A 12686-nucleotide genomic window follows, 5' to 3' on the forward strand; every position below is an offset into this window, starting at 1 on the left:
CCTTCCTGCGGGGACCCCCGCTTATGCGTACGCCGCTAAGCGTGCGCCTTGCGCTTTTGTTCATGGCTTTAATGTTTCGCGCCAGGGCCGCTGGAATTTGGCGGGTCTTCCTCGACAAGGTCCCGCGCTTTTTCAATTTGTTTCATATCGCGCTGGGTGACGGTGCCGCCTGCAAGGCCTTCATTGATCATCCGGTCGACATCCACAAATACTTTGTCCCTGCCCTCGTGTAAAGAGTCTGGTTGTGTACGTTTCATCTGCATCACCCCTTATATATAGGATAGGCAGGGGTAATCAGAATTAACGGACGAAAATTTTTCCAGGCAGGGAATTAATCTTCATAAACGTGATAAAGCATCAATTCATGAACATGTGATTTCAGTGTTTTTTCATCTTCCTCGTGCGGCATGATTCCGTCCCACTGGATTTCGCCGTTCTTTTCATATGTTCCTTGATAACGGGACCCCTTATAAAAAAAAGAAAAGGTCCAGCCGCCCATTTGGATTTTTGGATTTTTCGGCTTGTATTGGAAATGTGAAATCATCGGTGTCCCTCCTGCATTTTATTACGTATAGGATACTTTTTCGGACTGTAACAGTATTTCTTTGCGGACATCGTCGATTCCTTCCTTAAAGTCCGAGAACTCCATGAAGAGATCGGCAAGTGCTTCGAAGTGTATGCTGCGGATTGCAGGTTCATCAAAACGCATCGGCTTGGCATTCGCCTCAAAAATTGCCAGCCGGCCTTCCGGTGAAACGCCGGCATCGATGGAAAATTCATATAAAGGGCCTGCCAATTGCTCAAGTGTTTCCCCGATTTCGGGAAGGATCCTTTCGAATTGCCTAATATCCGGGCGAATTGGAATCTGATCAAAATTAAGAATTCTCCCGCCCTGCGGCACATGTGTCGTAACCGCATGTTCACCCGCCTGGCGTATGCCGACTCCGCTGACAGACCAGCAATCATGATGTTTATGGCAAAGAATCCTGAAATCATATGGGCTTCCTTCAAAAAGCGGCAGTTTGACAGCGGCCTGCACAAGATATTTCCGACTTTCAAACATCCTCATCAGTTCATCCTCTGTACATGTGAAAGCAGGTTCATTCTGTCCGCTGACAAGCAGTGCGCCGCCTTGTTTTTCAACTTTTACAATCCCCTTGCCTTTACTGCCGTCGATCGGTTTAACAAAAATGGTGCCGAAGCGTTCCAGAATGACCGGCCAGTCTGATTCATTATCGAATAACTCCGTATCCGGAATGGCCTCTTTTATATCAGGGTGATGCTGAAGAGCATCAAGCGCTTCCCATTTATTAAAAAAACTGCCGTTAAAATAAGGAATCCTGTGTTTCCGGAGGCTGGAGAACAATTTTCTTGCGGCTGCACCGCGCTCATACCATCTTTCAGGGATACGGTTATAAATCACGTCCGGGTGGGGAAAGACGGCTGTTGTCCACCTGTTTTCAGCAGGGATGAAAACGGCACCCTCCAGTTGGCCGCCGGTGAAATCTGCCGGGGAAAAAACAAAGGAAATGCCGCCTTTTTTAAACAGTGTCCGCTGGATGTCTTCGAAAAATTCAACATTTCCTTTAAATCGGGCCTTTTTACCCGGAGATGCCGCGATCCCGACAAGCGGCCCGGCCCGGTCTTTATTCAACAGTACCGGAAAAGCCGCAGCTGCTTGCGGGGAATTCCGGCCGCTGATGCTTCCGTTTTTTCCGAAGGCATACTTTTTTTCTTCACCGCGGCATACCCAGGCTGAAGAAGCTTCATCATAATAAATGATCATGTCTTCAACCGGCTTCGGGAACGAATATTTTTTTCAGCCAGGTAGAGGCCGTAGGAAATTGGCAGCTTCCGCGTCAGGATTTCCGATTCCTTCAGGCCGGGGTGGTAAAAAATCGACCTTCCAGGTTTTGAGTTGGCCTCAAACACCCAGAGCCTGTTTTCTTTGTCGATCCCGATATCAAATCCGACTTCACCAAGGTTCCCTTTCAAATGCCTGTCGAGAATGGTGCTTAGAAGTAGTACTGCGTCAGAAATGGTTTTCTCTATTTTCCGCCGCTCTGCCAGGTCATTGTAGAGTTCTTCGAGCGTAAATACTTTGCCTCCGCTGCTGAGGTGGGTGGTCAGGCTGCCGGGCCCTGCAAGTTTAGCGGCGATCCCTGTCACCTGCCATTCTCCATTTTCGTTTTTATTCGTATGGACCCTGAAATCATATTTTTGCCCATGTGTCCGCTTGAGGACGATACCTTGCTGAACCATAAGTCCCTCGAAACTCTCAGTTGGATAGATGTTCTGCAGCAGCTGGCCGAGTGACGGATAGCGGCGCAGGCGATTTTCGCCGCCGCTGCGCAGACGTGCGTAATACGATGTCCCCTCCTGGTCCTTGATAAGCTGGACGACACCGTTGCCGAGGCTGCCGTTGATCGGCTTGATATATATCTGGCCGCACCGGTCGAGCAATTCCTGGATCTCACCAGCAGAAGGGTTTTTTACAGCAGTGGGAATCATGACAGCGCTCTTCGGGTATTTGCCGAAAATTTCATGAATGGTCCATTTATCGAAGAAACCCGGATTATACCAGGGAATCAAATAGTCGAGCTGAAGGCGGCGGCGCAGCTGCTGGAATTCTTCCAGGCTTTCCGTCCGGCGGTTGGGGAGCCGGTCATAGATCACGTGCGGAAACGGCACCGTTTTTTGTTCCCAGCCGTCCTGAGTGTAAAAAAAACCTTGAATCGTTTCGTGTTCCCAGTCGATATGATGCTTTCCGAATATGAAAGCATGAGCATGGACCGTTCCCGCGGCAGTCAGCAGCCGGGCAAAGACGAAGGAACGTTCACCGGCCGGACGCAGGTCTTGACCCGTAAATCCGGCGGTGAAAATTCCGACGAGCGGACCGAGGTGGAGCGTATTGTCGTGCTCAATCAAGTGCAGCGGTCCTTCAGCCGGAATGCCCAGCTCCCTGAACAAAGCGGCCGGCACTTCCACTTCATGGGACAGGTGTTTGGACGATTTTATTGCACACGGCAGCGCTGCAAGCCCAAAGGCAATTGACGTGCATTCTTTGACAGTAGAGAAAAAGCTTTCCGGAACATAGACAGATGAACTGCCATCGTCTGCGGTCTGGCGGATATCATAGACGGTTTTGCTCACGTTGGATCACTCCTTTTCGAATCATTCCGGCGGCATATGCAAGCGGGGCCCGGTAAAGGTCGCCGGTTTTTGAAGGATAAAGGGATCTGATGATCTGGTGGCCCGGTTTTGAATTGATATCAAGAATCCATACACTTCCGTTACGGGCCACGCCAAGGTCGATCCCCAGTTCGAACAGGGAAGGGAAAGTTTCCTCCAGTACAATTGGAATGCGTTCGGTAATCGTCCGTATTTCTTCCTTTATTATGCTTGCTTGAGTCGTTGAAAGCTGTCCGAGCCAGTCGTCATAACTAACAGGGGCAGCGCCTGCATGGAGGTTCGAAAGGATAGTCCCCGGACGGCCGCGGCGCATGCCGAGTCCCCGTTCCACCCATAATCCGTTTTCGTCTTTTTGTAAAAGAATCCGGATATCAAAAGGCCGTTCGTCACGGTCAAGCAGCTGAAGGTATGGCTGCAGCAAGTACCGCTCACGGCTCAGGGTAAGCTTAAGCCAGGCTTTTAGTGCATCACTGGTGACAGCAGTTGTCTTCAGCATATTGTTAGATTGGACATACCATGTATATGCTGAATCCTCTTTTTCAATGACGATAATGCCTTTGCCCTGTGATCCCGCCGCCGGCTTCAGGATTACTTTTTCCTTTGAATCGACATAGCGGATGACGGCTTCATGCGAGCTGGCCGAGCGGGTTTCGGGCAGATAGTATTTCAGTGTGCCATCTCCGCTGACGGCAGCGGCGACTTTCAATTTATCCGGCAGACCGTTCCCGATAAAACGGGTGCCGCCTCTTTGCTTGAGCCAGGAAACGATCGCTTTGCCGTCTCCGGTCGAACTGCCTGTTTTTCCATAAAAACAGCGATCGTATATCATTTCCGGAATGGAGCGGACGGCCTTTTCCCAGCCGCCTTTTTCTTTATTGTAAATAAGTCCTTCCGCCAATTCCGTTTTCGGGTCGATTGAAAACGGCGTGAATTTGAAAAAGTCCAACCCGAAGTCCCTGCTGCGGATGGCAAGTTGTTCAGCATAGTGAGACTCGTGATCTTCAGAAAGCGACAAAAAACCGAATCGCAATGGAATCCCTCCAATTTTTTGACGTAACAGCAATCAGGATTTTGGCTCATCCCGGAAAGGAACAGCCAGGGCCTGATTCATCGTATTTGGGTTGAATGAGGATTTTACCGAAAGTTTTCAGGCGCTAGAGTGCGGGATTAGTTGGTATCTAAGCGAGAAACGAAACACGATCAATCGGCCCCTTAAGTGGGTGGAACAAGAATTAGACATGATTATGTTGGAATCATGCTTGCAAAGAGGCGGAACCGGAATATTGCTTGAAATACCGTGGCGCGGAATTCCAGGAATGAAATCCCGCAGATCTTCCTCAAATATAAGCTGGAACAGAGCCATCTTCTATAATAAGAATCACTCCAATAATTGAGACGAAACCCGGCGAATCGCCACTTTATGAACCTGAAGCCCGAATTCACCGTCTTGGCGGCTCCGACTAGAAACAAATCGGAAAATGCCCGGATTTTCCTGGGGTTGTTTAGACACTTGCCATCCCCCGGCTGATATCGATGATTGCCCTGGCAGAGGGGCGTGTGCTGTTCCCTGGCCGGACGGCGGACATGTCTTTGGATGGTTTGGTGTTCACCTCGATGATCCACGGCTTTCCATCTGTATCGGCTGCAATGTCAAGGCCGAGTTCCGCGTAGGTGCCGCCTGCCTCACTGCTTATTGCAGCCGCTGTATTAACGGCAATTTCCCGCATAGCCAGCAGGAGCTCTTTACCGTGTTTGTTTCCGAATACGTCCTTTAATACTTCCAACGGTCTCACCAGACTGCCGCCCATTGCGATATTGGAGACAAAGTGGCCGGGTGGGGAAAGGCGGGCGGTTTCCGAAGTGACAATCCATTTGCCGGCCGAAATTTGATGGCAAAGGAACCGGAAATCAAGCGGGCTGCTTTGCCGTGATATTAACGTGAGGCCTTCTTGAACAAGGTATCTTTCCTTTTTAATAGCAGGCACTATTTCATCAAATAGATCTTCCACTGTTTGAAAGGCTTTTGCCGCTGGTGAGGAACTGGTGCTATGGAGGACAAAGCCTTCTTCGGAGAGAAATACCATGAAGATGTCCCTGCCCTGACTGCCGTGTATCGGTTTGAGATAGACCCTTTCATGTTTCAAGAGCATGTTCCTTAATGCCGATCTGCTATTAAGGAGGGCCGTCTCGGGAAGATAAGGAACGATTTCCGGACATTTCTCAAGCATTTCTTTTACGTTCCATTTATTTAAAAATTGGTGGTTGAAAAACGGTATTTCATGTCTGGTGCAGTACTCCCTGATTTTGTTGAACGCTTCTGTCTGCTCAAAGCGGCGGGAGCTGATGCGATTATGGACGATGTCAGGCGCCGGCACCGTATTCTGCTTCCAGCTGCCTCCTGAATAAATCATTCCTTTCATTTGCTTAACATCCCAGTATTCCGGGGAAGTGATATACAGGCCGATGTGCTGATCCCGGGCATATACGGACAGTTCTTCGTAGTAAGCCGAAAGTTTTCCGCAGGGCGGGTCGGCGCCGGGGTACGTCTTATCGGCAAGAACAGCTATGAAGGGCCCGATTTTGAACGTTCTTCCCGCTGTCGAATAATTGATGCGGATGTTTAACGTTTCATCCGGAAGTCCTAACTCTTTCTGGAGGCCGGGACTGACAGAGAAAACATACCCATCCCCATTCATGATTACGGGCACTGCCGCGGCTGAAGCTGTGCCGGTTTGAATATGAACGGCTGAAGGGCCGGTAATCTTAAGCCGCTGTGCAAATGGTTCTGTCAGGTGCAGCTGGTTACCGGATGAAAAGGCCGCCGGTTCTCTTTTGATATATCGTGCATGTACAACGGTGACCATAAGGATAATCCCTCTTTTATGATGGTTAATACTGGATAGGTGATTTGTGATATCGTATACTATGTGGGCGGATGACACAGTGTGAATGTCCGCGCCTGCCTATAAGAAAACAGGACCGGCCAGGAAGAGGAAAAGGATGAAGAGCCGGTTCGGAGCAGAAGGAGCATTCGTCTCCTGTAAATGCTGTATCAACCAGCAGTAAAGATTTTTTTTATAATAGATTGCAGTCGAGCTAATCTGCCAAACAGCTTAATGGCCGGCGATTAGCTTTATGCAGGAAGAATGGGTGGTTAGTGGAAATGAGTGAATTTATCATCATCTTGATTATGATTGCTGTTGGAGCGGCGATAGGGGGAGTTACCAATTCCCTTGCCATTAAAATGCTGTTCAGGCCTTATAAACCTCTATATCTATTCAACAGGCGGCTGCCGTTCACTCCGGGCCTGATTCCGAAACGGCGCGAGGAATTGGCCAAACAGCTCGGCAGGATGGTCGTCGATTATTTACTTACACCTGAAGGAATACGGAAAAAATTTCTCGATAAAGGGTTCCGCTATGAAGTGGAGCAGTGGGCAAAAGATGAAGCGCGCAGGGTCCTGGACACCGAAAAAACGATTGAGGAATCTCTCGCGGCGCTCGGTACGCCGAATGCGGCAGTGCAGGGAGAAGAGAAGCTGCGTGCTATAGTGGAGGAACGCTATCAAAGATGGATGGAAGCAAATGGGGACCGCAAGCTTGAAAACGTTCTGCCTGAAGCGTGGAAAGACCGGGCAGATGAGAGGATTCCTGTCATGACCGATCATATCATCGGCAAAATAAAGGAGTATTTCAGCGGTGACGAAGGAAAGAAGATCATCAGCCGGATGGTCGATGACTTCTTTGAAAGCAGAGGCACGCTAATGAATATGGTCCAAATGTTCATGGGGAGCGAAAGTCTTACAGGGAAAGTGCAGCCTGAGCTAATCAAGATGCTGAGCCAGGACCGCACGAAGAAGACACTTCAAAACCTGCTTGAGAGTGAATGGGATTCGGTCAAGGCGCTCAAAGTTCATGAGGTAGCTGAAAAGGCAGGTGGGGATGAGAAAATCACTGCTTTTTTACAGCAGGCAGCTATAGAGCAGGTGCAGATCGGCAGCCTGTTATCGATTCCTATCAAAGATCTTGCTTTTCCGTACCGTCAGCTTGTAATCGAGACATGGGTTCCGAAAATGCTTGCATTTGCCGGCGATTTTGCCGCCGTTGAGCTGGAGCGCCTCATGAAAAAGCTCCATCTTGCCGATGTCGTAAGAGAACAGGTGGAGTCGTTTCCAGTTGAGCATCTTGAACAGATGGTCCTTTCCATTTCCAGAAGGGAATTCAAACTCATCACCGTTCTTGGAGCCGTACTCGGCGGCGTCATCGGAGCGGTGCAGGGTGTTGCTGTAATCCTGATCGGCTGATTCGTATGGTGGCATCCCGGTAACTTCCGGAGCCGGCAGTGTTAAACTGCGAGCGGAGTATGGTATCAGCGATAAGGGGCTTGATTTGATTTCTGCTCACAGTTTGTTATAGTGGTTAAGAATGATTGATTCAGCCCGGAGCTGAAAGAACAAGGAGGAATAACATTGGCTAATATGTACGATGCAGCGTATGACTTGGAAAAAGAGATTCGTGACAGCGAAGACTTCAAACAACTTAAAGAGGTTTATGATAAGATAAACAGCGACGAAGTAACAAAGCGCATGTTTGATAACTTCCGCAATATCCAGCTTACACTTCAAGAAAAGCAAATGCGCGGTGAAGAAATCACTGAAGAAGAAGTGGCTCAGGCCCAGCAAACGGTCCAGCTTGTGCAGCAGCACGAAGAAATCAACAAGCTGATGGAAGCTGAACAGCGTGTCAGCATGCTTTTGAATGACATCAACAAAATCATCATGAAGCCGCTTGAAGACCTGTATGGAACAGCTGAAGAAGATGCACCAAACGAGCAATAATAATCACCAACCAACCTCCCGCCGGCAAGGCGGGAGGTTTTTTGCGTCCAAAGGCCGGGCGGGCGCATTAATGAGATGCCAGGCAATTGCCTGGCATTTCAATCCAAACGGGAAGCACTGCCCGTTCTAATATTGGGCAAGCGTACATAAGCTAGTAGCAGAATGCGACAGCTGAGAAGGGGGAAGGCAACATGGTATACAGGATGCTTGCTTTGAATATTGATGGGACGGTGCTTAAATCGAACGGCCGGATGGACAGGGATACGAAACAGGCGGTCCAGTTCGCGAAGGATAAAGGGGTGTATGTGACACTGGTAACGAGCCGTCACTTTTCATCGGCGCGAAAAGTGGCGCGGGCCTTGAAGATTGACGGTTATCTGGTGACACATTACGGTGCATTCGTAAGTGAAGATACGAAAGAACCGATTGTAGACGAAAGGCTCACCGAAAATTTTGTATACAGCCTTGTAAGCATTCTCGAACATTTTGATTGCCATACACGCCTCGTACATGAAAATTTCTCCCTGAGCAACAAGATGAAAACGAGCAGCAATATGATTGCCCGGACAGCAATGAATTCGACCGATCCGCTCTTTTATCCGATGCAGTTTGTCGAGACCTTGAGTGATAAACTTATCGACGAACCGGTATCTGTGCCGCATATCGATATTTACCCGAGCAGTTACGGCGAACAGGAACGGATTGCCTCTACGCTGAAAGAAGAGCTGGAGGGAATTGATGTTATTGTAAAAGCGGACGGCAGGATCAGTGTTGTGCCGGCAGGCGTCTCAAAAGAAAAAGGAGTCCGGCTGCTGGGCGAGCACCTTGGCATTTCACCTGCTGAAATGGTCGTAATCGGTGATGCGGAAGACGATCAGGGCATGATTGAAATGGCTGGCCTGGGTGTCGCGATGGGGAATGCTCCGGCATCAGTAAAAAAAGCCGCTGACTGGGTGACAAGATCAAATGACCAGCAGGGCGTTTCATATATGGTGAAGGAATTGTTCAGAAAGCAGTTTCAGCTGAAGAAAGTCAAGGAGAAATTCAACTTATAAGAAAGCGGGATGTCCGCTTATCAAGTAAAGGAGCCCGGCAGCTTGCCGGGCTTTCGGTGTTCATATGAAGGATATACTGTTTTACATACAGTGGCGATGACACGAAAAACGTTCCTCTAATCGGATTGCCGCGGGGGAGGTGTGCACATTCGCACCCTCTTTTTACATTGACCGCACAAGCAATGTTATGTACACTATAAGCAGTTTTACGCCCTGTGAGAAAAGGCGCTGAAACAGATCATAAAAAGGGTGAACCATTTTGAATATAAAGATAATCGGCCTGGATGAACAGCAATTTCATTATAACCTTGTGCATATAGCCGGATTGTTCTTTGAAGATGCCGCCGTTACGTTTGGGAAGGATGCACATGCAGATGCAGTCTTTTCGGCAACTGTGACGGAAGGGAACCCTGTCCATGTTGCCGGCAGCCTTTCCGTAACTGAAAATGAACGTATATTTACGAAGGAATTTGAATATCATTTTGACGCAGAATCTGCTAATGAAGGTAAAAAGAGCTTGAAGCATGCCGTCAACTATGTCTTTTTGAGTGTTCTCCAGGATTGGACTGGAATCGATCAGCCGTGGGGAACACTTACAGGTGTACGCCCGACGAAGCTTCTCCATAAAAAGCTGAAGGCTGGCGCAACAATTGAGCAGGCCCATCATTCATTAAAGAACAATTATTTGATAAGTGAAGAAAAAGTGGAGCTTATGCAGCGGATTGTCGACCGCCAGCTTGCCGTGCTGCCGGATCTTCATGATTTAAAAAATGAAGTCAGCATCTATATCGGCATCCCGTTCTGCCCCACTAAATGCGCATATTGCACCTTCCCGGCCTATGCCATCCAGGGCAAGCAGGGATCAGTCCATTCATTCCTGGGCGGGCTCCATTACGAAATGAAAGAAATCGGCCGTTGGCTGAAGGGTAATGGCATCAAAGTGACAACTATCTACTTTGGCGGGGGGACGCCGACAAGTATCACGGCAGAAGAAATGGATCTTTTATATGAAGAAATGTACAATTCATTCCCGCATGTAGAAAATGTCCGTGAAGTCACTGTTGAAGCAGGGCGTCCCGATACGATCACGGAAGAGAAACTTGCGGTGCTGCGCAAATGGAACATAGACCGGATCAGCATCAATCCGCAATCTTATATCCAGGAAACGCTTAAAGCGATCGGCCGCCATCATACTGTAGAGGAAACGATTGAAAAATACCATCTTGCCAGAACCAGCGGCATGAACAATATTAACATGGACTTGATCATCGGGCTGCCGGGTGAAGGAGTGCCGGAATTCACCCATACGCTGAATGAGACGGAGAAACTGATGCCGGAGTCGCTCACAGTCCACACCCTTTCTTTTAAACGGGCATCCGAAATGACAAAGAACAAGGAAAAATATAAAGTCGCAGGCCGCGAAGAAATCGGTGAAATGATGGATCTTTCCGCTGTGTGGACGGAAGCAAAGGGGTATACCCCTTACTATCTATACCGCCAGAAAAATATTCTTGGCAACCTTGAAAATGTCGGCTATGCAATTCCGGGCCAGGAAAGCCTTTATAATATCCTCATCATGGAAGAGGTCCAGACGATCATCGGGCTAGGCTGCGGCGCTTCCAGTAAATTCATCCATCCGGAAACGGGTAAAATCACGCGCCAGGCCAATCCGAAAGAACCGAAAGTTTACAACATGGCGTACGAAAAATATACAGATGAGAAGATTGCTTTACTGGAAGACCTATTTGGAACACGTTCTAAAGTTGGAAATGAAAAAGGGCCAGCATAAATTTTGCGTACGGCAAGCTAGAGTGCCGTACGCTTTTGTATATTTGGAGATGAAGGTGGCTGAAACAATTTTTTTCGTAAAATGTCACAGCATGTGAAAACCTGTTCTCAACGGCGTAATGCGATTGAAAGGAGAGTTTCGATGAGAGTTATTGGTATTGATTTATCTGGACCCAAGAACCATAAAGATACTTATCTTGCTGTCTTTGAAAAGCAAGGGAATGGGTTGAAATTGGAAAAAGTTGCTGGCGGATTGAGTGATTCAGCAATTTTAACCGAGGTAGCCGAGCAGAGTTCCGTTGATGAAGTGGTAATTGGAATGGATGCCCCGTTATCCTATCAGGATGGGGGAGGAGACAGGCCCGGTGACAGGTCGCTAAGGCAATTCATTGTCAACATCGGGATGAAATCAGGCTCAATAATGCCTCCTACGCTGAATCGAATGGTCTATATCACACTGCGCGGCATCAAACTGACCAGGGAGATTGAGGAGCTGGAAGCACCCCATCCGATTTCAATTGTTGAAGTGCATCCGGGGGCAATCATCGGGTCAAGGATTGCAGCTTCTGATATTCCATCTGTGCTGTCGTATAAAAAAGACCAGTCGTCGAGAAGCATGACCCGGAAATTGCTTGAACAGGAAATGCAGGCAGAACTGCCAGCCGAAATCGAGCAAGAAAACCATTCCATTGATGCGTGTGCAGCAGCACTTGGCGCGTGGCACTGGCGGGATCCTGAGCGGGATCCGAAGTGGCTGCATCCTGCCGAACGTCCAATGCATCCTTATGATTATTGCTGTTAACCTTGTGAGAACCTGCACCCTCTAACGAAACCACTTTTACAGCAGGGAAGTGGATTTTGACTGCAAAACATGGACAGCCGATAAACTTGATTTATGCTATAATTTAAGGGTTGAAACTATTTCTATCTGTTCCTGAAGCGATGACAGGGCGGCAAGAATAGATACAGTTATATACTATTTAGAAGCAATAAGGCTTCAATGTGAAAGCGAGTGTTCTTCATGGGACGTAAATGGAATAATATCAAGGAGAAAAAAGCGGCTAAAGACAAGAATACGAGCCGCATTTATGCCAGGTTCGGACGGGAAATTTATGTTGCGGCCAAGCAAGGGGAGCCCGATCCGGAACTAAACCAGGCTTTGAAGGTTGTCCTTGAGCGGGCGAAGACGTACAACGTGCCGAAAAACATCATAGAGCGAGCCATCGAAAAGGCGAAGGGCGGCGCGGAAGAGAACTATGATGAACTGCGTTATGAAGGCTTCGGGCCGAACGGCGCCATGGTCATCGTTGATACGTTGACGAATAATGTGAACCGGACAGCGGCTGAAGTACGGGCCGCTTTCAGTAAAAATGGCGGCAATCTCGGTGTGAACGGCTCGGTCTCATACATGTTTGATGCAACGGCGGTCATCGGGGTTGAAGGGAAATCAGAAGATGAAGTGCTTGAACTGTTGATGGAAGGAGATGTTGATGTCCGCGATGTGTTTGAGGAAGACGGCGGTGTCATCGTCTATGCAGAACCTGACCAGTTCCATGCCGTACAGGAAGCGTTCAAAAATGCCGGCATCACCGAATTTACGGTTGCTGAGCTGACAATGCTCGCCCAAAACGATGTTGCGCTTCCGGAAGACAGCCGGGATCAGTTTGAAAAACTGATCGATGTGCTCGAAGATTTGGAAGATGTCCAGCAGGTGTATCATAACGTTGATTTTGACGATTAAGAACGAAGATCCCCGGCATATTAATGTCCGGGGATTTTTTATTTGTAAAGGAAATTATAAAAGATAAAAAGCC

12 protein-coding genes are annotated in these 12686 nt (G+C 48.5%); 6 read left to right on the forward strand and 6 right to left on the reverse strand.

Annotated elements, in window-relative coordinates; translation table 11 throughout:
• Positions 1-68: 68 nt before the first annotated feature.
• From A4U59_RS14325 to A4U59_RS14350, 6 genes are all read right to left on the reverse strand, one after another.
• The gene (locus A4U59_RS14325; RefSeq protein ID WP_211274943.1) at positions 69-257 is read right to left on the reverse strand and encodes a hypothetical protein; all 189 of its coding nucleotides are present in this window, start codon (positions 255-257) and stop codon (positions 69-71) included.
• Positions 258-331: 74 nt separating this feature from the next.
• Positions 332-544 carry a DUF5342 family protein gene (locus A4U59_RS14330; protein ID WP_066174177.1) on the reverse strand — a complete coding sequence of 71 codons (213 nt, stop codon included), beginning with the start codon at positions 542-544 and terminating at the stop codon, positions 332-334.
• A gap of 21 nt (positions 545-565) precedes the next feature.
• Entirely contained in the window at positions 566-1786 is a 1221-nt protein-coding gene (locus A4U59_RS14335; protein ID WP_066174180.1) for a YheC/YheD family endospore coat-associated protein, read from the reverse strand.
• Entirely contained in the window at positions 1783-3153 is a 1371-nt protein-coding gene (locus A4U59_RS14340; protein WP_066174183.1) for a YheC/YheD family endospore coat-associated protein, read from the reverse strand. Before A4U59_RS14340 ends, A4U59_RS14335 begins: the two co-directional genes overlap by 4 nt.
• The gene (locus A4U59_RS14345; protein WP_083270863.1) at positions 3134-4222 is read right to left on the reverse strand and encodes a YheC/YheD family endospore coat-associated protein; all 1089 of its coding nucleotides are present in this window, start codon (positions 4220-4222) and stop codon (positions 3134-3136) included. The genes A4U59_RS14340 and A4U59_RS14345 overlap by 20 nt, the downstream gene beginning before the upstream one ends.
• A 472-nt stretch (positions 4223-4694) precedes the next feature.
• Positions 4695-6056, reverse strand: coding sequence for a YheC/YheD family endospore coat-associated protein (locus tag A4U59_RS14350; protein ID WP_066174186.1), 1362 nt, complete (start codon positions 6054-6056; stop codon positions 4695-4697).
• 299 nt (positions 6057-6355) lie between these two features.
• Between A4U59_RS14350 and A4U59_RS14355 the strand changes: the two genes are divergently transcribed.
• The 6 genes from A4U59_RS14355 (at position 6356) to A4U59_RS14380 (ending at position 12613) form a co-directional block, all read left to right on the forward strand.
• On the forward strand, positions 6356-7495 hold the full coding sequence (locus A4U59_RS14355; RefSeq protein WP_066174189.1) for a DUF445 domain-containing protein: 1140 nt from the start codon (positions 6356-6358) through the stop codon (positions 7493-7495).
• 174 nt (positions 7496-7669) lie between these two features.
• Positions 7670-8029 carry a YlbF/YmcA family competence regulator gene (locus A4U59_RS14360; protein WP_066174310.1) on the forward strand — a complete coding sequence of 120 codons (360 nt, stop codon included), beginning with the start codon at positions 7670-7672 and terminating at the stop codon, positions 8027-8029.
• Between the two features lie 191 nt (positions 8030-8220).
• Positions 8221-9084 carry a Cof-type HAD-IIB family hydrolase gene (locus A4U59_RS14365; RefSeq protein ID WP_066174191.1) on the forward strand — a complete coding sequence of 288 codons (864 nt, stop codon included), beginning with the start codon at positions 8221-8223 and terminating at the stop codon, positions 9082-9084.
• A gap of 259 nt (positions 9085-9343) precedes the next feature.
• Positions 9344-10873, forward strand: coding sequence for a coproporphyrinogen III oxidase (locus A4U59_RS14370; RefSeq protein ID WP_066174194.1), 1530 nt, complete (start codon positions 9344-9346; stop codon positions 10871-10873).
• A 141-nt stretch (positions 10874-11014) separates the two neighbouring features.
• Complete coding sequence (locus A4U59_RS14375) at positions 11015-11674, forward strand: DUF429 domain-containing protein (protein ID WP_066174198.1); 660 nt, start codon at positions 11015-11017, stop codon at positions 11672-11674.
• A gap of 219 nt (positions 11675-11893) precedes the next feature.
• Positions 11894-12613 carry a YebC/PmpR family DNA-binding transcriptional regulator gene (locus A4U59_RS14380; RefSeq protein ID WP_066174201.1) on the forward strand — a complete coding sequence of 240 codons (720 nt, stop codon included), beginning with the start codon at positions 11894-11896 and terminating at the stop codon, positions 12611-12613.
• The last annotated feature ends 73 nt before the right edge of the window (positions 12614-12686 follow it).

The sequence above is a fragment of the Bacillus marinisedimentorum genome (assembly GCF_001644195.2).
Taxonomy (GTDB): Bacteria; Bacillota; Bacilli; order Bacillales; family Bacillaceae_O; genus Bacillus_BL; species Bacillus_BL marinisedimentorum.